The following is a 21,199-nucleotide window of genomic DNA, read 5'->3' on the forward strand; positions in this document are numbered from 1 at the left end:
CCAGTAGTTGCCGCATAAGCCTGTCGGTTAAGTTCAAAATCAACCTTTTTGCACTAGATAGGGGTAGTTTGCGCTTTTTTGGCTATTCTGAAGGTTTTGTTTCATAGTAAATTCTCAGTTGAGTTTTCACATGGATTTTGTTGACAGAAATCCAAGCTCATACAGAACTCGACCGGAATGTCGATAAACTATAGCAGAGGAGATGAGGATGATAAATAAATCTGATTTTCAGTAAGTATCCTGATTCCTTTAACCGGATTAAGAATCATAAACGAAACAATAGAATCCGTTATACGACAGGAATGTACGAATTGTGAGATTTTGATTCTAAGAAATGATATCAAAGATCTTCCACAGGGCACAGATGTGGCTGAAAAAGATGTTTTTTATCAAGATTCGGATTATTTGTTGCGAGAGTTTTATATCCGAAAAAAGGGAAAGGGAAATGCTTTGAATGAAGGGCTTTACCATGCAAGAAATGATTTGGTTTGTATACTTGATGCTGATTGTGTCTTACAGGAAGATGCTCTTTCTAAGGCGGTAAAGCATTTCCGAAATGATGAAGTGGTTGCTGTCGGTGGACGCTTACTTGTTAAAAGAGAAGACTCATGTCAGCTGGAAGCGATTCAGTCTTGCGAATATATGAAGACATTTCAGATTTCCAGGAGCATATTTGCCAGGTTAAACGCACAGTGTTTGATTTCAGGGGCATTTGGGGTCTTTCGCAAAAGCACTCTGCTGGGAATTAATGGGTATGATATCGATACTGTTGGGGAAGATATGGAGTTGGTTCTTCGATTGCAAGAGAAAGACTATCAGCAATCGAAGAAACAGATTGTTTATGATCCAACTGCTGTCTGTTATACCGGAGTGCCACATAGCATTAAAAGATTATTACACCAAAGAGACAGGTGGCAAAGGGGATTGATGGATTGTCTTATCAAGCACCATAACATGATTGCTAATCCACATTATGGGCTATTGGGGCTCGTAACAATGTGCTACCAGTTCGTGATTGAGTTACTTGGGCCTATCTTTTGGGTAATTTACACGGTTTTGTTGATAGACAAGAATATGTTTCCGTTTTGTTCGTTGGTGTTTGCAGGATATGCTTTGGCTCAAATTGGATTGACAATATTTGCAGCATACATAGATACAGAGAAAAATATGAGGAGCCTTTTGAGATGGATACCGAAACTGATTTTAATAACAATAGAAGAAATTGTTTTGCAAATTCCGATTATGGTAGCGAGGGTGGTTGGAATGCTTACATTCCATTGGCGAAGACTTGTCTGGTAGATTTGATGTCCCCACAAGAGTGCAGGGTATAGACCCACTAAAAAGCACTAAAAAAGATATACACTGTATATTTGTATGCTCGTCATGGTTTAGCGGTTATATTATAGTTCTTTCCACCCTACCTTAAATGTACTATTTCTCATCACTTTCACTAATACCAGCACCGAAAGATTGGGCTTGGTAAGTGATTTTAAGTGAGGGGTAAAAGAAAGTTGAAGGTACACTGGGTGAATGGGGTAGATAGGGAGAGAAGAAATAAAGAAGAAAACAAACCCACACCAAACCCACACTACCAATAAAACCAAAACACAACAACACCAATCAACCATAAAACCTACACAAGAAAACAAAACAACTATAAAAACTACACAAACCACTCAACCAAACTAACCATCAAAACCAATCAACCACTCATGAGGGTGGAGAAGAAGATAGAGGTTTAAATAGGAAGTTTAAAAGGGAAGAAAAGATAAGGGTAAAGGACACTGGTTGAATGGGGTAGAAAGTGTATAGGACACTGGGTGAATGGGGTAGAAAAACCCCATAATTTCGGATAGACCTGTCCTTCAAGTGATAAACACATCGAGACCTAAGGAAGTTAGCAGATTCCGCGCTGTGAGAATCATTCTGGTTAACATATCGGGAAGATGATAACCACAGCGATTAAACATAGATAAAACATTCCCGGTTTGATCGATATTCTCGATCACGCTAGGACAGACAAGGAGAAGAATGATGAAGAATTACACGATTGCAGTTGCTGGTACCGGCTATGTTGGCTTGAGTATTGCCACACTGCTCTCACAGCATCATAAGGTTTATGCGGTAGATATAGTGCCGGAAAAAGTGGAACTGATCAACAGCCGGAAGTCACCGATTCAGGATGAATATATCGAAAAATATCTGACTGAAAAGGAGTTGGATCTGACTGCAACGCTGGACGCTAAACTCGCTTACAGCAATGCGGACTTTGTTGTTATTGCGGCTCCTACCAACTACGACAGTCAGAAGAACTTCTTTGACACATCTGCTGTCGAGACTGTGATCAAACTGGTTATGGAGTATAACCCAAATGCGATTATGGTCATCAAGTCCACAATTCCGGTCGGATATACCAAGAGCATTCGGGAGAAGACTGGCAGTAAGAACATCATCTTCAGCCTTGAATTCCTGCGTGAGTCAAAGGCGTTGTACGATAACTTGTATTCCAGCCGCATCATCGTCGGTACGGATATGGAAGATGAGCGCCTGGTTGAGGCGGCGCATGAGTTCGCTGCACTTCTGCAAGAGGGCGCAATCAAAGAGAACATCGACACACTGTTCATGGGATTCACCGAGGCAGAGGCAGTAAAACTGTTCGCCAATACATATTTGGCCCTGCGTGTTTCCTATTTCAACGAACTTGATACCTATGCCGAGATGAAGGGACTGAATACCCAGCAGATTATCAACGGAGTCTGCCTCGATCCGCGCATCGGTACTCACTACAACAATCCATCCTTTGGTTATGGTGGTTATTGTCTGCCGAAGGATACAAAGCAACTGTTGGCAAATTACGCAGATGTGCCGGAGAACCTCATTGAAGCGATAGTAGAGAGCAATAGAACCAGAAAAGATTCCATTGCTGATCGTGTGCTGAAAATGGCTGGATATTACGGATACGAGGAAGATAACCAGTACAGCAAGAGCAAAGAGAAGGCTGCGACGGTTGGTGTGTACCGACTGACCATGAAGAGCAATAGCGATAATTTCCGCCAGAGTAGCATCCAGGGTGTCATGAAGCGGATCAAGGCGAAGGGCGCTACTGTGGTCATCTATGAGCCGACGCTGAAAGACGGTGAGACCTTCTTTGGCAGTGTTGTAGTCAACAACTTGGAAAAGTTCAAGAGCATGAGCAACGCTATCATTGCTAATCGGTATGATAGCTGCTTGGATGATGTGAAAGATAAGGTTTATACAAGAGATATTTTTAAGAGGGATTGAGGGAAGATGCAGCATGTGTTTTTAGTAGGTGCCAAATCACTGGGTGCTTACGGCGGATATGAGACATTTATAAACAAGTTAACTGAATATCACCAGTCTAACCCAGACATCAAATATCATGTTGCAGTGAAGGCTAATGGTCAGGGTGCATCTGTGCCTGACGGAGCTGTATGGAATTGCGATAGATATACATACCACAATGCTGATTGTTTTCAGATAAAGATTCCGGAGTGTCTCGGATCTGCTCAGGCTATTTATTATGACTGCAAAGCACTGGGACGATGTGTGGAAATTATAAAAGAAGAAGGGATAGAGCACCCCATTGTTTATGTTATGGCTTGTAGAATTGGGCCTTTCTTCAATCACTATGTAAAGAAGATACACAGGCTCGGGGGGAGAGTATTTTTGAACCCAGATGGTCACGAATGGAAAAGGGCTAAGTGGAGTAAACTAGTAAGAGCATACTGGAAGAAGTCCGAAGAGCTCATGGTTAAGCACAGTGACTTAATTATCTGCGATTCTATAAATATAGAAAAATATATAAGAGAGAGTTATGGAGTAAAGAATACCACTTTTATTGCATATGGCGCTGAGACCAGAAAGAGCGTCGGTGCTGAGGATAGATATGAAGTATGGTTGAAAGAGAAGGGTCTTAGAGACAGTGAGTTCTATCTCGTGGTAGGGCGTTTCGTTCCTGAGAACAATTACGAGACCATGATCCGTGAATTTATGAAGAGCAAGACGGATAAGGATTTTGCAATTATCACAAATGTGAATGACGGGTTTTTAGCAGAACTGGAACAAAAGTTGGGGTTTCGGAAGGACAAGAGAATAAAGTTTGTCGGTACTGTTTATGACCAGGAGCTACTCATGAAAATCCGTGAAAATGCATATGGCTATTTTCACGGGCATGAGGTTGGCGGAACAAATCCAAGCCTTCTCGAAGCATTAAGCAGTACGGATTTGAATTTACCGATAGCGGTTTCGTTTAACAAAGAAGTATGTGAAGATGCTGCTGTTTACTGGAGTAAACAGGATGGAGATCTGGCAGGAATCATTAATAAGGCAGATAAGATGTCGGAAGAAGAGATCAGGCAATTGGGCAGGAAAGCCAAACGACGAATTAAGGAAGCGTACAGCTGGGAACATATTGCGCAATTGTATGAAGATGTTTTCCTGGGAAAATCATGAGGGATAGACAATGATAATATTGATGGTCAATAAATTCTATTATATAAAAGGTGGAAGTGAGACATATTATTTCGCATTGAAACGTCTTCTTGAATCGAAAGGTCATACAGTGGTTGATTTTTCTATGCAGGATGATAAAAATTTTGTTTCACCGTATAGTGATTATTTTGTCAAAAATGTGGATTACAATAATAAGGAAGGGATATTTTCCAGAATAAAAGCTGCAGCTGATATTATTTATTCATATGAAGCAAAGAGAAAATTTGAACAGCTTGTTAATGAGGTAAAACCGGATTGTATTCATTTGCATATTTTTCAGCATCAAATATCTCCATCTATTTTAGATGTGATTAAAAAGTATCATATTCCGACAATTTATACAGCTCATGATTTGAAAATGCTATGCCCGAATTATAAAATGATGCATCATGGTAAGTTATGTGAACAATGCAGGGGAGGAAAATATTTTTATTGTGTATTGAATAAATGTGTAAAAGATAGCTATTTGAAAAGTTGTGTAAATGTAGTAGAAGGGTATGTGCATCGGTGGAGACATTCTTACGATGCAATTAATGTAATTATTACACCGAGTTTGTTTTATAAGAAAATTTTTGAAAAATTTGGTATTAATTGCAATAGAGTGATACATATCCCTAATTTTATAGATTTTAATAAGCATGAAATCGAGTTTTCAGAAGACAGAGAAAATTATTATTTGTATTATGGACGTCTTTCTAAAGAAAAAGGAATAATGACATTAATTAAGGCTGTTGAAAATTTGAATGTACAATTGAAAATTGCTGGTACGGGTCCATTGGAAGAAGACGTCCGACAATATGTAGCAGATAAGAAGATCAGTAATATTATGTTTCTTGGTTTTAAAACAGGAAAAGACTTAAGCAATATTGTTGGAAATGCGAAAGCGATTATCCTGCCATCAGAATGGTATGAAAACGGTCCGTATTCTGCGATTGAAGCATTACAACTGGGACGTCCGATTATTGGTGCTGACATTGGAGGTATTCCGGAACTGATTGATAATAATGGTTATCTTTTCAAGTCCAGGAATATTGATTCACTGAAAGATGCCATTTTAAAACTTGAAAAGTTGGATAATGAACAGTACGGTGTGTTCAAAGATAATTCTCTGAATCTATTTGAAAAAAATTATACTAATGAGAAGCATTACCGGTTATTGAAGGAAGCATACAGAAGAGCCGGAATTGCAGATCTGTAACTGATAGAGAAATAATTATGCAGCAGGAGAAACAGTATGAAAAAAGCATTGATTGTTGCTAACCTTGCAGGTTTTGGAAACTTTTTACTCAGTGATATGGATATTCTTCATGAATATGGATACGAAGTGTATTTTGCTGCCAATGCCAGTAATCATGAATGGGAAGACACCAGAAATGAATTGGAGAAAAGGAATGTAAGATTTTTCCATATTGATTTTGATACGAAAAATCCTTTTACCAAACAGAACTATAGCGCTTATAAACAAATCAGTAAAATTTTGAAGCTGGAAAAAATAGATTTGGTACACTGCCATACACCGATTGCTGGAATTGTCACGCGTCTTGCAACTGTAAAATATCGAAAACGCGGGATGAAAGTTATATATACAACACATGGATTTGCATTTACATCATATTCATCAAAAAAATCATGGTTCCTGTATCGCACGGTCGAATCTCTTGGATCATTATTCTGTGATGCAATTATCACAATCAATCGCGAAGACTTTGCTAATGCAAAAAAACTGCACTGCAATAAAGTGTATTATATACCCGGTGCAGGAGTTAATACAGATGTATATAGGCATGTTGATATAAACAGGGCTGAATATCGACGGAGTATTGGCGTAAAAGATGATGAAATTATGATTCTCAGTGTTGGAGAATTGTCAGAAAGAAAAAATCATCAGATTATTATTGAGGCTTTAAGCAGGATTCAGAATAAAGGGAAATATGTCTATGTAATATGTGGGAGTGGAATTAATGGGGGAACATGTCAATATCTTAAAAAACTGGCTGAAGAAAAGAAAGTAACTCTTTATTTACTGGGATTTCGCATGGATATTCCGGAGATTACCGTATGCTCAGATATCGGAGCAATTCCATCTTTGAGAGAAGGATTGGGTTTTGCGGGAGTTCAGTCTCTGGCAGCAGGAATTCCTGTAATCGGAACAGATGTTCAGGGAATCAGAGACTACATTCTGAATGATAAAACAGGGTATCTATGTAAAAAAAATGATGCAGATGCTTTTGCAGAAGCAATTTTATTACTGTCTGATTCTTCAAAACGAGAAGCTATGAAGAATGACTGTATAAAAACAGCAGAGAAGTTTGATATTACGGCTTCCATTGAGCAGAGAAAAAAAATTTATCAGGAAATATTGACTTGATTCATATTCAAGGAGTGGTGGAATTGATAAAAAAATCAATCTATATTTCAAGTTATCCTTTTTATGTATGTCTTGGAATTTTTCTGATGATATTCTCTGATTTATTTGAGAGAATTTGTCCGAAAAGTTTGAGATATGCAGATGAAGGTGTTGCAGTAGTCTGTATTTTATTAGTAATGGTAATGATTTTTACTACAGGCAGGATTTGTATCAGAAGATATTATTTATTATTGTTCAGCATTCTGGTAATTGGAGTTTTTGGTAATATTTTTTGGAATGTCCAGACTGATATAAAAGTTGTCCTGAGAGATTTATTTTTGTTTATAAAACCGTATGTGATATTGTTGTATATCCAGTTAACATTAACGGAATCCAGAGCAAATGCAATTTACAAATTTACAATGTCGATTTCAAAAGCATTGTTGGTGATTACAGCAGTATCTTCAGTAATCACGTTGAAGATTCCGCTGAGAATGGCTACTGATAGTGGAACTTTTCTGTTTTTAGGGGAATTTACCGGTGTAGTCAGTTGGTGGACAATCCTGTTTCTTGCAGTAGTATGCAGTGATAAAAAAAATAGCCGTTTGTTTTATTTTCTGCTAAGCACTTTAATAATTATCAGGTCCGGGTCTGGACTTGGGACTCTGGCACTTGTTTTGGCTGTATGGATTTATTTTTTTGTAGAGAAGAAGAAAAAATTTAACTGGTACTATATTTTTCTTATGATACCTCTGTGTTTATGGATTGGAAAAAATGAAATTATTGAATATCTTCTAAATGATACTGCACCGCGATTTTTATTGCTTTATTACGCTTTTGTTACTGCCCGTAACTGTTTTCCTTTGGGTTCTGGTTTTGCATCATATGGTTCAATGACAGCTATTTCCGAGTATTCAAAATTGTATTATGAATATGGATTTAATAAACGATGGGGGATGTCGGAAGAATATCATCCATTTTTAATGGATAGTTATTATCCACAGATTATTGGTCAGTTTGGATATTTTGGTTCTGTGTTATATTTTTCTTTTCTGTTTACTGTGCTGAAAAAAATTATATTAAGAGTTAGTGATAATAATTGCAGATGCAGTTGTCTGTTTTTATTTTTTTCGTGGTGTATTGCAGGTTTCGGGTTTGGCACAGCCAGTTCCTGGGGGTGTACAGTGTATTTGCTGTTGCCTGTTTTAGCTATAGCTGGAAAAAGCAGTCCGATGTAATTCGGTGAAAAAGAGCAGAAAAGGTTGTAATCCTGCAGACTGAATTTTACATTGGAATAGGAGAAAAATAATGCTGATAATAGTAAAAAATATTATCCATAAGCTTTTAGGAGAAAAGGGTCAGGATTTTATTGTGAAACTGCTGATTAAATTTAAACTGAATAATAAATATATTTTATTCACAGGCAGGAAAGCTGTGAAAAATACTGTGAATCTGAATTATTGCCATGATTTTAAAAATCTGGGTGATAATATTTCTCCGGTAATTGTCAGATATGTATTAGAGATTAATGGTCTTGATATCAATCAGGAAATTAATGGCACAGCCCATCTGTATGCGATAGGGTCCATAATTACAGCGGGAGCTCAGGATTGCACAATCTGGGGAAGCGGTTTATTAAATACCAGAATTCTGAATAGATTATCGAATCGAAAACTGGATATTCGTGCAGTAAGAGGACCGTTGACCAGAGCAGTTTTAATAGATCGCGGCTTTGATGTTCCTGAAGTTTATGGTGATCCAGCTATTCTGATGCCATATATATATAATCCAAAGGTCAGAAAAAAGTATTCGGTGAGTGTGATTACACATGTAAATGAAAAAGTTTGTCTGCCGGATAATAGCATTCATATCATTGATATTGCTACGAATAATTATAAAAAATTTATAGTGGAAATAAAATCGTCTGAACTTGTGATTTCTTCGAGCCTTCATGGAATAATTTTTGCGGAGGTTTATGGTGTCAGAGCGGTAATGCTGAAACCGGAAAATGATCTGTTCAAATATTTTGACTATTATTATAGTACAATGCGTTTTTCATTTCCGATTGCTGAAACAGTTGAAGAAGCATTGCAGGTTAAACCAGTTATGTTGCCGAATTTCGAAAATATGAAAAAAAATCTTCTGAAAGCATTTCCAGTAGACTTGTGGACAAATAGTTTCGAAATGGAAAGGGGAAAAATACAGTGAAACAGGGATTGGTTTCCATTGTTGTTCCGGTTTATAATACGGGAAAATATCTTAATCGTTGTATGAATAGTATTGTGAAACAGACTTATTCGAATATTGAGGTTATTCTGATTGATGATGGATCTACTGATGACAGTTCTGATTTATGTGATGAATGGGCTGAAAAGGATGAGAGAATCAAAGTAATCCATAAATTGAATGCTGGTTTGGGAATGGCACGTAATACTGGGATTGAAAATGCAAACGGGGAGTATATTTGTTTTTTTGACAGTGATGATTATATTGATTTGCAAACTATTGAAAAAAGTTATCGTCTTGCTTGTAAGTCAGAAGCAGATATAGTTTGTTTTGGCTACTATAAAGTATCTGAAAAAGGAAAAATATGCGGGTCTTTTATTCCCAATATGCCAAAATCTGAATATAAAGGAATAGAAATTCAGACAACTTTTTTACCTGAGCTGATTCAAAATGATCCGAATAATAAAGAACGTACAAATTTGTGCATGAGTGCGTGGGCTTCTTTGTATTCCATGACAATTATTCAAAAAAACAAATGGCGTTTTGTTTCAGAACGGGAAATCATTTCTGAGGATTACTATTCGCTTCTGTATCTTTATCGATATGTGGAAAAAATAGCAGTACTGAAAGCGGCCTGTTATTTTTATTGTGAGAATCAGGGATCATTAACACATGTTTTTCAAAAAAATCGATATGAAAAAATACGTCACTATTATCTGAAGTCCTTAGAAGCGTGTGAAGTATTGAATTATGGAAAGAAAATCAAAAAAAGAGTTTCGTATACTTATTTTGCAAATACTCTGGGAGCCATGAAGCAGATTATGGCTGGCAATATTGAATACAAAGAAAAAATGTATCTGATAAAAAATGTTATTGATGATGCGACATGCAGGGATGTATTAGATCAGATTAAAAATGACAGAATTCCATTAACATGGAGGATTTTTTTGATTGCCATTAGGAGAAAATGGTTACATTGTTGTTGCTTTTTATTGTATTTGCAGAATAAACGTAAATAATATGCTTTGAGTTATTTAGTAGGGAGGTTTGCAATGATTCCAAAAGTGATTCATTATTGCTGGTTTGGTGGGAATAAATTGCCTGAATTGGGAGAGCAGTGTATTGCATCCTGGAAAAAATATTGTCCTGAGTATCAGATTATTGAGTGGAATGAAACCAATTATGATTGTTTGCAATCTGTATATGCACGTGAAGCTTATGAAGAAAAAAAATGGGCTTTCATCAGTGACTATGCCAGGTTGGATATTGTTTATCGATATGGAGGGATTTATTTGGATATAGATGTGGAATTAGTTCAAAATCTTGATTCTGTAATTAACTGTTCCTGTTTTCTGGCAACAGAAACTACCAGAATGATTGGAACTGGTCTAGGTTTTGGAGCGGAGGCAGGAAATATTAATATAAAATTAATGCTTGATCAATATAAAGATATTCATTTTAAGCTGGGAAAAGAGTTAGTTGATATGCTGCCTTGTCCCCACAGGAATACTTTACCATTCCGCCGGATGGGTTTTGAAGCAAGTGACAGGATTCAGTATATTAATGGTGCTGTTATTTATCCGGCAGAATATTTCTGCCCTTTGGATTATGAAACGAAGCAGCTAAACATTACAGATAATACTGTGTCTATTCATCACTATAATGCATCATGGATTACTGAAGAGGAAATTGAACTTAAGAAAAAGGTTAATGAATATCGGAAACAGCATGGGAGAATCAGAACGATTATTTACAAAAACATCTGTGAATATCAGATGGAAAACAGGAGAGTAAAAATAAGTTTGATTGTGTACTTTTTCTGGAAAAAAATTCAAAGAAGAAGAAATCGTGCGAATCAAAACCTGAAGGAAGAGTGCAGAAGTTGGCAATATGCTGAAAGTGATGAGAGGAAACTGTAATGGCGAAGCAAAAGTCACTTATTTATAATTCTGTTTTCAATGTATTCTATCAGTTGCTCAATGTTATATTTCCATTTGTTACGGCAATTTATGTATCTCATATTCTTATGGCGGAAGGCGTCGGTAAAGTTGCGTATGCACAGAATATTGCTTCTTATTTTGTGGCGATAGCTCCGCTTGGATTGGTCAGTTATGGTGTAAAAGAGATTGCAAAGGTAAAAAATAATCCAGTGGAAAGAAACAAATGTTTTAGTGAATTGTTTTTAATCAATGCAGTTTCTACAGCTATTCTTGCCTTAATATATTATGTGACAGTTTTTTGCATGGATTCTTTTACTGAAGATAAAATGCTGTTTGTGGTTTGTGGCTTTCCGATTCTTTTGAACTTTATTAATGTGGAGTGGTTCTATCAGGGAATGGAAGAGTACGCATATATAACTGTACGCAGTTTATTTACAAAAATAGCTTCAATGCTTCTTATGTTTCTGATAGTTAGAGGTCGAAATGATTATGTTCAGTATGCATTAATCACTTCTTTTGTCGGAAGTGCCAACAGAATTTTTAATATGGTATATCTGCGAAAACTTGTTAGATTTCGCTGGATAAATCTGGACTGGAAAAAACATATGAAGCCAATGTTCATATTAGCATGCAACATTTTTTTGGCTAATATTTACAGTAAAGTAGATATTACGATGCTGGGTTATTGGAAAACGGATGCAATTACTGGTTATTATGCCAATGCATTTAAAATTGTAAATATTATTTTAAGTGTGTGCAGTGCTATAACAGATGTTTTTTTACCCAGGTTAAGTTTTATCTTCTGCGGTGACAGAAAAAAATATACGGATTTACTTAATTTTGGAATGAAGATAGTATTAGCAATAATATTTCCCACATTTGCAGGAATGGTCATGCTTGCATCGAGTATGATTCCGATTCTTTTTGGGAATTCTTTCATTCCTGCCGTTTCAACTGTACAATTACTGTCATTATTGATTTTGATAAAAGGGTTCGGTAATCTGGCATGTTATCAGGTGGCAATAAGCAGTGGTAATGAAAGAAAACAGACATTGGCTTACGTTATAGGATGTATTGTTAATGTTGTATTGAATGCATTACTGATTCCGGGGCTGAATCAAAATGGTGCAGCAATTGCATCTGTAATTTCAGAACTGGTATTAAATGCAGTATTATTTATTCAATTAAGGGAAATATCTGGTATTCATATCAAATGGAGCTATATGAGGATTGTATTAAATAGCTGTATTATTATGATGGTTTTCGTGGAAATAGTTTTAAGAATTATTCCGGGACAATCAGCTCCTTGGCTTGCAATTGCAGTCGGAGTAGCAGTGTATACTTTTTCCGGTTATTTGCAGGGAAATCAGGTGATTATGGATATATTTCAAAAAATGATAAAATTTATCCGAAAAAAACATATATCTAAATTTTGATTATTCAGACAACGATTTAATTTTTGGAGAGGGGTGATTGCCATGCAGCCGGAACAATTGTTTAACTGCATGAAGAAATATATAAAAAAAGAATGGGTAATTTGTTTTTTTTCAGCTGTATTTTTCGGATTAGCAGCTCACCTGTTTAAAATAACAAATTTTATACCTAATTGGGATTCTTTATTAAACCTTTATAATGATCAAAATAAAACAAATCTGGGCAGATGCTTTTTAGGTTTTGCATGTTCTTTTAGCACATATTATGACCTGCCCTGGATAAATGGCTTTTTATCATTAATTTATGTTGGACTCTCTGCTGTATGTGTCAGTGAATTATTTGAAATCAAAAGCAGAATATCTCTGGTATTAATTGGAGGTTTGATGGCAACATTTCCTACAGTTACTTCAACGCTGGCATATAATTATACGGCAGACGGATATTTCCTTGCACTTTTATGTATGTGTCTGGCAGTTATTGTGTGCGTTCGATTTTACAGGAGATTATTGCTTGCTGCAGTGCTGATTGCTTTTGGATTGGGGATTTATCAGGCTTACATTACTTTTGCCATGATGTTGATGCTGATTTATCTGGTTGATGAATTGTTGTTTAAGCATATAAATATGAAACAATTTTGGACAATGAGCTACAGATTTGCGGTTTGTGGAGTTTTGGGAGGCATCGGCTATTGGCTGTCAATGAAAATCACAGTGTATATATCGGGAATGCAATTATCAGAGTATCAGAATATTGATAAGTCTTTTTCTCTTCAGGAAATGAATTTTTTCTATTCTGCTTTGCGGGCTGGTTATAAATTTCTTAAGTATTTTTTCGATTTTTCAAATGGAATAAATTTGTTTTTAATTATAAATATAATTTTGTTTTTAGGACTGTCTATTCTGTTTTTATATTCTTTTTGGGTGCAGAAAACTTACCGGCAGTTTTGGCGGATTTTATTAACAGGAATGTGCCTGATTGCAATTCCGTTTGCGTCATACGCACTGTATTTTGTTAATCCGATATTGGATTATCATAATCTGATGGTAATGTGCCTTTGCCTGATCTATATTTTGCCTGTTCTTTTTTATGAGCGGTTGTCAGAACTTTCTGACAGGATGTTCATTATAAAACAATGGGGAATTTTAGGGCTATCTGCTTTAACAATTTTCAATTTTATATTAATTGCAAATATCAGTTATCAGAAACTGTATATGTCTTATGGGAAATCATATGGAGTAATTATTCGTCTGGCAGATCGAATAGAGCAGTTGCCAGGGGCACTGGAATGTAATAAATTAGCAGTCATCGGTTGCCTTCCTGGAAGTGAATCGATTTCCGTTGATTTTCCTCCGGATATGACAGGAATAACGGATGATTATATTATTCGGAAGCAGGACACCATGATGCAGGAAAATGTTACGCAGGCGATGTTGCAGGATTATTGCGGTATTACTTTTGAAGACACGACCGAAGATGATATCCGTGCTGTATGTAAAAAAGAGGAATTCAGTCAGATGAACGAATGGCCAGAGCAAAATTCTGTTTCTATAATAGGTGATATTCTGGTAGTAAATTTCGGAGGAGAAAAGGATGAGTAAGTTACCCTTTATTTATGTCCATGCTGATGATTATGGAATGAGTATAGATACCTGTCAGCGAATTCAGGACTGTTGGGAGAATGGTTGTTTGAACAGTATTAGTATTATGCCCAATGGGTGTGTAGAATATGCTATAAAAAGTGCAAAGCAAATGAATATTCCCTGTGTGATTCATCTTAATTTAGTTGAGGGAGAAGGATTGACTGATCCGGATAAAATTAATCTGCTTGTAGGGGCGAATGGATATATGAAAAATTCTTTTTTAAATCTGCTTTTACTGTCATTATCGCCAAAGCGTAAAGTAATGGAAGAACAACTATATCTTGAAATCAGAGCTCAAATTTTTGCATTGAAAAAATGTTTTCATGAAGATGAACAGATTTCCATAGATAGCCATCAGCATACGCATATGATACCGTTGGTTTTTAAAACGATTCTTCGGGTTATTGAAGACTATAAAATACCTGTCAGGTATTTGCGTATTCCGGCTGAACCTATCTGGCCATTTATTATCGAGCCATCCCTGTATCATACCTTTAAGCCTGTTAATATAATTAAAAATCTGATACTGAATTTTTTATGGTTGTTTGATCGCAGAAAGTTCAGAAATTCCGGCATTTCCAGTGCTTTGTTTTGCGGTATTGTTTTTTCGGGAAAAATGGATGCAGATCGATTGATGAAAATCTTTCCACATTTTTATAGACTGGCAGTAAAACGGGGCTGTGATCTGGAGTTCCTATTTCATCCGGGATTTGTAAAACCTGGAGAAAAACTTATGGATCCATACAAAAAATCTTTTCATAAATTTTATCATTCATATGGCAGGGAAATTGAATATGCAACATTGCATGAAAAAGACTGGTGTCAGCTAATAAAGGATAGAAACTCTGCAGCCTGTCAGATGACTCTGAACTCCCAGGAAAAAGTAACACTCAAAATATGAAGAGAATGGAAATACCTTGAAAATCCGGTGTTTTTTGTGTTGACTTCCCTGTGTGTTAGAATAGTTGTCAGTGAAGGAAAGAAGTTTTTGTGGTAGTATAGAGATACCACAGAAAGGAGCCGACAACTATGAACTACAGTGCAGAATTCAAAGAAAGCATCATCCGAAGAATACTTCCGTAAGCGCTTCAAAAGAAGCCGCAGTGCAATTACCTCCGGCAATTGATATACTGGACAAAACCAATATATCTTAAAGGAGGACATGTTCTATGGGAAGATCCAACCAGGAGACAGTAACTACATTTGCGGAGGTTTTTTCTTCATCCGGCATATCCTGTAATCAGAATAACCGAGCTGCTGCAAATGATAACCGCCTCATGATTTATTTTCAGGGAATGAAATTATACATTCCTGATGGTTTCCAGCCGGATACCCTTTTAAAACTTCTGCAGGTGATGAAAAAATTATGATGAAGCGTATGGCAGAAGGAGCCAGCCGGATCTTTCTTGCATGTGGAGCCACAGATTTCCGTAAACAGATCCCGGGCTTAGTTGCATCGGTAAGCATGCAGTTCAGGCTTGACCCGTATCAGGGTGACCTCGTTTTCATTTTCTGTAATAAAAAAAGAGATTCCATAAAAGTCCTGAGATATGACCAAAAAGCTGTTAGATAACATGAAATTTCAATGGCCACGGACACCTGCCGAAGTAAAAGAAATATCTTTTCAACAGGTAGAATGGCTTTTGCAGGGACTGGAGATCGAACAGAAAAAAGCCCATCATCATGTGAAGATCAGTGCAGAAAATACCTGTTTTTAAAGCAGGGAATAATGACAGTAAAACATGCGGAAAAGCCTTTAAATTCGGTAAGTGCTTCAAAAGAAGGCGTAGTACATATAACAGAAAATATTCTATTATGCACTACGCCTTCTTTTGAAGCACTTACTCTCGAGTATTTTGATGATCTGCTCATCTGTGTAATGTGAGGGCTGTCCTGGACGCGGGCAGTCATTAAGGAAGGAAGAAACAGCTTCTTCCAGATGGGAAGGGTCTTTTTCAGCAACCTCCTGAAAAAGAGGAAGACTTTTGAGGAAACGTCCACGCCACTTGCTGACAGAATCCTGTCCAAGGCCTACCTGAGTAGATATCTGCATGTTATTTAGTAAGCGGTCCATGAGACGCCGTCTGGCATCTTACATGAATCTATGATATCCTTCTTTTAGTTCGAATACGAACGAAAGGAGGTTTCGATTATGAATGATAATCAGACAAAATCCCAGTTCTGGAGAGAACGCCTTGAGGCACAGAAATCCAGTGGTCTCTCCATTCATACCTGGTGCCTGGAGAATCAGATTCCGCAGTCTCAGTTCTTCTACTGGAAAAGGAAATTCAACCAGGAAGTTCCCGATCAGCCACAGTTCGCTGAGATCTGCTTTTCCAATCAGGAGAACGACAGGATGCATGAGGAAAGTAGCTGTGTTTTCCGGATTAACTACAAGGGCATGGAAGTAGCCGTCAGTTCATTGGCGACAGTCAGATCACCGATCTGATCACGGCCCTGCGCCGTTCATGCTGAGGAAGATCACAGACGGGGTGGATCATATCTACCTTGCCTGTGGCCCTACCGATTTCCGCAAGCAGATCTCCGGACTGACTGCACTGATCCAGAGCAGGTTCCAGCTTGATCCCTATACATCAGCAAGCCTTTTTCTTTTCTGCAACAGACGAAGAACTGCGATCAAGGCACTGCGGTACGATGCAAATGGTTTTCTGCTGGTGTCGAAGGTACTGATGGATCAGCAGAAATTCAGCTGGCCGAAAAGTGAAAAAGAAGTCCGTGCAATCACGCAGACCCAGTTTGAATGGCTCCTTCAGGGAATTGAGATCGACCAGAAGAAGGCACTTCATTCTGTGGATATCTCAGCTGAAAACAGCTGTTTTTAGGGAAGTTATCCACGGTCGGAATGCCCGAAAAAGTGTTGATTTTCCTTGAAAAACGTCATTTTTCAAGCCAGTTTTCTGCCTTGTATTAATTGCGACACAATCATTTAAGCAATAAAGAAGTAATCACTAATGGAATTCTGTGTACTTTATCCTGCTTAACAATGGAGCAGTATGGGTTGATGGCAATTGGATGGATGTTTTTGATTTGGGGATATGATTGTATCAAATACAAAAAAGTTAACAAACGAAATTTAGTAGTATTCATTGCAGCTCTTGTGGCATTGAGTTCTATTCTTTTTGCACCAGGAAATTTTGTCAGGGTTGATGATGCCGCTGAAAAAGGAACATCGTTATTCATTAAAATAATTGATTTAATATATTATGACTACTACTCAAAGGTGTCTGCCTCTTTTGTATTTATTCTGGCAGCCTTTTGTGCAATTCGGTTTTTTAGATCAAAGAAGAAGTTCCTATCCATTGTTTCGGCACTGAATGCGGCGATATTACTAATCTGTTTTGACTATGGCTTGATTAAATCATCATTTCTTTTTGTTATTATTAGTGTTTTAGTAAGTCTGATAACAATTGTGCCGACCTTGATTACGATATTCAAGAAGAATGATATGATTCTTTTACTTTCGTTGGCAATAGTTGGTGGTGGATCTCAAATAATGCTTTTGGCAACACAATTATGGGGATTTAGAACGTCAATGAGCTGGATCCTCATCTATATCATCTGCATTCTAGCTATATTCTGCAATGATTATTCAGAGGAAAACATAGGGATTTACTTGTGTATCTTGTGTATGGCGATTAATCAATACCTGGGAATTGCAGGCATATTGATTGGCATTTTTTTAATCATGAGAAAAAAAGCCGTGAAGGTAATCCCAAGTCTATTATTGTTACTTGTTGTAGTTACGGGATTGGCAGATGAAGTAATAGGCTACAACGAAAATCGTGATATACATACAGAGAACAAAAAAATGGTTGAGTATGTAAACAATCACAACGAAGTATCTTCTATTACTATTCTTCCATATGATGATGAACAGTATGGCTGGACGTCACCCCCATTATCAGAATTTCATGAAAGGTATTTTAGAAGTTACTACAATATTCCAGATGATGTAGATATTATGTATGCGGAGGATTAACAACAGAAATGAGCTTATTATCCGTTATTCTACCATCATATAACGAAGAGCTTATGATCAAAAAAGCTGCGCAGACGGTAAGTAGAATACTGTCTGATGCATGTATTCCATTTGAATTAATCTTCGTAGATGATGGCTCTAAAGATAAAACATGGCAGATGATTCAAGAAGTTTCCGGTGAAGACATGCGAGTGAAAGGCGTGCATTTTTCCAGAAACTTCGGAAAGGAATCTGCAATCATTGCCGGGCTTGCTGAGGCTTCCGGAGGTTGTTGTGCAGTGATTGATTGTGATCTGCAGCATCCTCCGGAAAAGATTGTGGAGATGTACAGGCTCTGGGAACAGGGGTATGAAGTTATCGAAGGCCAGAAGTCAAACCGCGGAACAGAGAGTACAACACACTCTTTTGCGGCAAAGGCATTCTATGGTTTAATAAGCAAAGCTACCGGTTTTGATATGGAGAATGCTTCTGACTTCAAGTTGCTCGATAGGAAGGCAGTTGATGTTCTTATCAACATGCACGAGAGAAATGCCTTCTTCAGAGCGCTCTCTTCCTGGATCGGATTTGAAACAGCAACTGTAACATTTGATGTTCGGGATCGTGAAGCTGGTGAATCCAAGTGGTCGACCTGGTCTTTGGTGAAATACGCCCTTAACAACATTTCTTCTTTTTCTACAGCACCGATGCAGATTGTCACCATTCTGGGCATCATCGTGTTTGTGATCTCCGTCGTAATCGGAGTGACTTCGCTGGTTCAGAAGATCATGGGGATTGCACAACCCGGCTTCACAACCGTAATCCTGATCCTGCTGTTCTCGAGCAGTATCATTATGATCAGTCTTGGAATCATAGGGTTTTATATTGCACGGATTTATGAAGAGATCAAAGGAAGACCCAAGTACATCATTTCAAGAACCTGTGGAGACATAAAGGATAAAGCTGATGATAAAGAAATTATTGGATAGGACTTTCTGGAAGTTTATTCTGGTAGGTATCATAAATACGATTGTAGGTACCAGTGTGATGTTCCTATGCTACAATGCTTTCCATTTGAATTACTGGGTCTCCTCTGCAATGAACTATATTATCGGCAGCATTGTCAGTTACTTCCTCAATAAGTATTTTACGTTCCAGAATAAGCAGCGTAGCTGGAAAATTGTTATTAAATTCATCATTAACATCTCCGTATGCTACCTGATAGCTTATGGTGTTGCAAAGCCATTAGTAGCTCGGATCCTTTCCGGTCAGAGTGTTACGATACAAGAGAATGGTGCCATGCTGGTTGGCATGTGTCTGTTTGTAGGGCTTAATTATCTCGGACAGAGATTCTTTGCTTTTAAAAAAGAAGAAACGTAGAAGAAAGGGTTAATGAATCTCAAAGAGTAAATGATCGAATTGTAAATTAACGTCTGATTGCAATATCTGCGGTCAGGCGTTTTTTTAATGCCCTGAACCAGATTCTCACTCCAATCATTATAAAAATCTTCTCTTTGCAGGCATGGGATGGCAGAGGGATAGACAAGTTCCCTCGGAAGGGAGAACGAAGATATGCAAGTGACGAAAATCACATCCCCGGCTGAAGCGCATGTGCCTGCTACCCATCAGCTTACAGAGAAGCAGCTTTATGATGAGATCAACTGTATATAGTAAAATAAAAGTACCTCAAATCGGAAAGTAAAATTCCCAAATATCGGATTGGGAATTTCCCACAATAAAGCAGGACATCTTGAACCACTTAACCAATACCATTATCCTTTGGTAGAGACCAATCTATTCAAAGGAGGAAAGGAAGATGCTCAAAATGTCCCAAATCAATCATATCAGAGATTTGAGTAAATGTGGATACAATGTTTCTGAAATTCATAGAAAAACAGGGGCTGTGCATACGGCCACTTTCCGCGGCCATCAGGGCCGCGTTCTCCGGCCAGACAGGGCCATATTGAGCGGCCAGTCTTAAGACTGGCAGAGCCAAGTTTTCTCCGCCCTGCCAATCAGTGTTGTTAATTGTTGACTGAAGAATTATGCCTTCTCAATAAACACAGTAAATCCAGTAGTAAGTCTGCGACGAATGCCATCAAGCTTACCGTAACATTCCGGTTCATAACTCAGTGTATTACCCCATTCATCCGGGGAGTACTGACAACTGAAAAGAGTAGATGTTCCAAGATCGTCCCGAAGCTTCAGGAGGTGGTACAGGATTTTGATTCCCTCCTCGGTGTATCTGCTGATCGAGAAGTCATCGATAAACAGCAACTGTATCCGGGCATAATACTTGATCCGTTTACGATATTTATTGAGATCTTCCTGGCGGTTCAGAATGATCAGTTCATCCAGCAAATCACAGTAATCCACGAACTTACAGCGATAATTCCTGCGACAAGCTTCCACACAGCATGCTGAAAGAAAATAGGACTTGCCTGCACCAGTTATGCCATAGATTCCGACATTTTGTCGATTCTCAGCGAAGTGGAATTGCAGGATCTGTTGTACCGTAGCATCATTATAGATTCGTCCGTTCCCGGTCTTGAGGTTCTTGACCTGAGCCCCTTTATTGATCAGGCTGCTGAGCCTCAGATTTGTTTCAAATCGATTGTTGAGCGTTTCTGTGTATTGTGGTTCCAGAACCTCACGAATGAACTGCATAGCTGTATAGTTGCAGAGTTCCGGGCTTTTAGAGAGTTCCATAAAGCGCTGGGCTGCCACCGGAAGGGAAAGGGTGTCCAGCATTTCGTAAATATCTTCATTAGGATTCTTCATTGCCAGCCTCCGTTTCCTGACGTTTCAACAGGTTCTTAAGGGAATACTTGCTGTCGTCATCTTTGTATGTGCCGGATATACTCGGTGAAGAAGACTCCTTACTTTTATCTTTCGGCAGCTCCTTGTGGTATGTGGAGATAGTATTACAGATATAGGAATAGTTACATTTCCCTGCTAAAACGGCATCTTTACAGCAGCTTTCCAATGTCTCTGGACTGTACTTCTCAGCATAATGCATATGGCGCGTCCCAACGGCCGGTTTTGCGGAGCAAAACGGCCGAAATGCGAAGCTGAACAGCCGTTAGGCTTTGATTGATACAGAAATCTCTAGGATAATATATTC

At 37.8% G+C, this 21,199-nt stretch carries 20 protein-coding genes and 1 pseudogene; 19 read left to right on the top strand and 2 right to left on the bottom strand.

Annotation, left to right across the window (positions count from 1 at the left end; translation table 11 throughout):
* Positions 1–267 precede the first annotated feature (267 nt).
* From ACTNBR_RS14615 to ACTNBR_RS14705, 19 genes and pseudogenes are all read left to right on the top strand, one after another.
* A complete protein-coding gene (locus ACTNBR_RS14615; RefSeq protein WP_441042722.1) occupies positions 268–1,299 on the top strand; it encodes a glycosyltransferase in 1,032 nt (343 codons plus the stop codon).
* A 732-nt stretch (positions 1,300–2,031) separates the two neighbouring features.
* Positions 2,032–3,282 carry a nucleotide sugar dehydrogenase gene (locus ACTNBR_RS14620; RefSeq protein WP_441018960.1) on the top strand — a complete coding sequence of 417 codons (1,251 nt, stop codon included), beginning with the start codon at positions 2,032–2,034 and terminating at the stop codon, positions 3,280–3,282.
* 6 nt (positions 3,283–3,288) lie between these two features.
* On the top strand, positions 3,289–4,473 hold the full coding sequence (gene cps2T, locus ACTNBR_RS14625; protein WP_441018958.1) for a beta 1-4 rhamnosyltransferase Cps2T: 1,185 nt from the start codon (positions 3,289–3,291) through the stop codon (positions 4,471–4,473).
* A gap of 10 nt (positions 4,474–4,483) precedes the next feature.
* On the top strand, positions 4,484–5,710 hold the full coding sequence (locus ACTNBR_RS14630) for a glycosyltransferase family 4 protein (protein WP_441018956.1): 1,227 nt from the start codon (positions 4,484–4,486) through the stop codon (positions 5,708–5,710).
* 36 nt (positions 5,711–5,746) lie between these two features.
* Positions 5,747–6,880, top strand: a complete 1,134-nt coding sequence (locus tag ACTNBR_RS14635) for a glycosyltransferase family 4 protein (protein ID WP_441018954.1) — start codon at positions 5,747–5,749, stop codon at positions 6,878–6,880.
* Positions 6,881–6,903: 23 nt separating this feature from the next.
* Complete coding sequence (locus ACTNBR_RS14640) at positions 6,904–8,097, top strand: hypothetical protein (RefSeq protein ID WP_441018952.1); 1,194 nt, start codon at positions 6,904–6,906, stop codon at positions 8,095–8,097.
* Positions 8,098–8,167: 70 nt separating this feature from the next.
* A complete protein-coding gene (locus tag ACTNBR_RS14645) occupies positions 8,168–9,067 on the top strand; it encodes a polysaccharide pyruvyl transferase family protein (RefSeq protein WP_441018950.1) in 900 nt (299 codons plus the stop codon).
* Entirely contained in the window at positions 9,064–10,104 is a 1,041-nt protein-coding gene (locus ACTNBR_RS14650) for a glycosyltransferase family 2 protein (protein WP_441018948.1), read from the top strand. Before ACTNBR_RS14645 ends, ACTNBR_RS14650 begins: the two co-directional genes overlap by 4 nt.
* Before the next feature lie 33 nt (positions 10,105–10,137).
* Positions 10,138–11,004 (top strand): glycosyltransferase family 32 protein, encoded by an 867-nt coding sequence (locus tag ACTNBR_RS14655; protein WP_441018946.1) that lies wholly within the window; start codon positions 10,138–10,140, stop codon positions 11,002–11,004.
* The gene (locus ACTNBR_RS14660; protein WP_441018944.1) at positions 11,004–12,461 is read left to right on the top strand and encodes a flippase; all 1,458 of its coding nucleotides are present in this window, start codon (positions 11,004–11,006) and stop codon (positions 12,459–12,461) included. Before ACTNBR_RS14655 ends, ACTNBR_RS14660 begins: the two co-directional genes overlap by 1 nt.
* Positions 12,462–12,503: 42 nt before the next feature.
* Positions 12,504–14,057 (top strand): glucosyltransferase domain-containing protein, encoded by a 1,554-nt coding sequence (locus ACTNBR_RS14665; RefSeq protein WP_441018942.1) that lies wholly within the window; start codon positions 12,504–12,506, stop codon positions 14,055–14,057.
* Positions 14,050–15,000 (top strand): carbohydrate deacetylase, encoded by a 951-nt coding sequence (locus ACTNBR_RS14670; protein ID WP_441018940.1) that lies wholly within the window; start codon positions 14,050–14,052, stop codon positions 14,998–15,000. Before ACTNBR_RS14665 ends, ACTNBR_RS14670 begins: the two co-directional genes overlap by 8 nt.
* Before the next feature lie 268 nt (positions 15,001–15,268).
* A complete protein-coding gene (locus ACTNBR_RS14675; RefSeq protein ID WP_441018938.1) occupies positions 15,269–15,469 on the top strand; it encodes a hypothetical protein in 201 nt (66 codons plus the stop codon).
* An 8-nt stretch (positions 15,470–15,477) separates the two neighbouring features.
* Positions 15,478–15,817 (top strand): annotated as a pseudogene (gene tnpB, locus ACTNBR_RS14680) (IS66 family insertion sequence element accessory protein TnpB).
* 434 nt (positions 15,818–16,251) lie between these two features.
* Positions 16,252–16,548 (top strand): IS66 family insertion sequence element accessory protein TnpA, encoded by a 297-nt coding sequence (gene tnpA / locus ACTNBR_RS14685; protein ID WP_441018936.1) that lies wholly within the window; start codon positions 16,252–16,254, stop codon positions 16,546–16,548.
* Positions 16,549–16,591: 43 nt separating this feature from the next.
* Positions 16,592–16,942, top strand: a complete 351-nt coding sequence (gene tnpB / locus ACTNBR_RS14690; protein WP_441042721.1) for an IS66 family insertion sequence element accessory protein TnpB — start codon at positions 16,592–16,594, stop codon at positions 16,940–16,942.
* Between the two features lie 179 nt (positions 16,943–17,121).
* Positions 17,122–18,099 (top strand): hypothetical protein, encoded by a 978-nt coding sequence (locus ACTNBR_RS14695; RefSeq protein WP_441018932.1) that lies wholly within the window; start codon positions 17,122–17,124, stop codon positions 18,097–18,099.
* An 8-nt stretch (positions 18,100–18,107) separates the two neighbouring features.
* Positions 18,108–19,064, top strand: a complete 957-nt coding sequence (locus tag ACTNBR_RS14700; RefSeq protein ID WP_441018930.1) for a glycosyltransferase family 2 protein — start codon at positions 18,108–18,110, stop codon at positions 19,062–19,064.
* The gene (locus ACTNBR_RS14705; protein ID WP_441018928.1) at positions 19,042–19,455 is read left to right on the top strand and encodes a GtrA family protein; all 414 of its coding nucleotides are present in this window, start codon (positions 19,042–19,044) and stop codon (positions 19,453–19,455) included. Before ACTNBR_RS14700 ends, ACTNBR_RS14705 begins: the two co-directional genes overlap by 23 nt.
* A gap of 663 nt (positions 19,456–20,118) precedes the next feature.
* Here the strand turns inward: ACTNBR_RS14705 and ACTNBR_RS14710 are convergent.
* Positions 20,119–20,856, bottom strand: a complete 738-nt coding sequence (locus ACTNBR_RS14710) for an ATP-binding protein (RefSeq protein ID WP_118141681.1) — start codon at positions 20,854–20,856, stop codon at positions 20,119–20,121.
* Positions 20,843–21,094 (bottom strand): hypothetical protein, encoded by a 252-nt coding sequence (locus ACTNBR_RS14715; protein WP_441018926.1) that lies wholly within the window; start codon positions 21,092–21,094, stop codon positions 20,843–20,845. Before ACTNBR_RS14715 ends, ACTNBR_RS14710 begins: the two co-directional genes overlap by 14 nt.
* Positions 21,095–21,199 lie beyond the last annotated feature (105 nt).

It is taken from the genome of Bariatricus sp. HCP28S3_F11 (assembly GCF_052065395.1).
Lineage (GTDB): Bacteria > Bacillota > Clostridia > Lachnospirales > Lachnospiraceae > Allocoprococcus.

Bases quoted from the DNA above. Each gene is read 5' to 3' on its own strand.
- ACTNBR_RS14705 (WP_441018928.1), top strand. From the start codon at position 19,042: ATGATAAAGAAATTATTGGATAGGACTTTCTGGAAGTTTATTCTGGTA.
- ACTNBR_RS14665 (WP_441018942.1), top strand. From the start codon at position 12,504: ATGCAGCCGGAACAATTGTTTAACTGCATGAAGAAATATATAAAAAAA.
- ACTNBR_RS14670 (WP_441018940.1), top strand. From the start codon at position 14,050: ATGAGTAAGTTACCCTTTATTTATGTCCATGCTGATGATTATGGAATG.
- ACTNBR_RS14620 (WP_441018960.1), top strand. From the start codon at position 2,032: ATGATGAAGAATTACACGATTGCAGTTGCTGGTACCGGCTATGTTGGC.
- tnpA (WP_441018936.1), top strand. From the start codon at position 16,252: ATGAATGATAATCAGACAAAATCCCAGTTCTGGAGAGAACGCCTTGAG.
- ACTNBR_RS14710 (WP_118141681.1), bottom strand. From the start codon at position 20,856: ATGAAGAATCCTAATGAAGATATTTACGAAATGCTGGACACCCTTTCC.
- ACTNBR_RS14675 (WP_441018938.1), top strand. From the start codon at position 15,269: ATGGGAAGATCCAACCAGGAGACAGTAACTACATTTGCGGAGGTTTTT.
- ACTNBR_RS14660 (WP_441018944.1), top strand. From the start codon at position 11,004: ATGGCGAAGCAAAAGTCACTTATTTATAATTCTGTTTTCAATGTATTC.
- ACTNBR_RS14630 (WP_441018956.1), top strand. From the start codon at position 4,484: ATGATAATATTGATGGTCAATAAATTCTATTATATAAAAGGTGGAAGT.
- ACTNBR_RS14645 (WP_441018950.1), top strand. From the start codon at position 8,168: ATGCTGATAATAGTAAAAAATATTATCCATAAGCTTTTAGGAGAAAAG.
- ACTNBR_RS14715 (WP_441018926.1), bottom strand. From the start codon at position 21,094: ATGCATTATGCTGAGAAGTACAGTCCAGAGACATTGGAAAGCTGCTGT.
- ACTNBR_RS14635 (WP_441018954.1), top strand. From the start codon at position 5,747: ATGAAAAAAGCATTGATTGTTGCTAACCTTGCAGGTTTTGGAAACTTT.
- ACTNBR_RS14655 (WP_441018946.1), top strand. From the start codon at position 10,138: ATGATTCCAAAAGTGATTCATTATTGCTGGTTTGGTGGGAATAAATTG.
- ACTNBR_RS14700 (WP_441018930.1), top strand. From the start codon at position 18,108: ATGAGCTTATTATCCGTTATTCTACCATCATATAACGAAGAGCTTATG.
- ACTNBR_RS14695 (WP_441018932.1), top strand. From the start codon at position 17,122: ATGGCAATTGGATGGATGTTTTTGATTTGGGGATATGATTGTATCAAA.
- cps2T (WP_441018958.1), top strand. From the start codon at position 3,289: ATGCAGCATGTGTTTTTAGTAGGTGCCAAATCACTGGGTGCTTACGGC.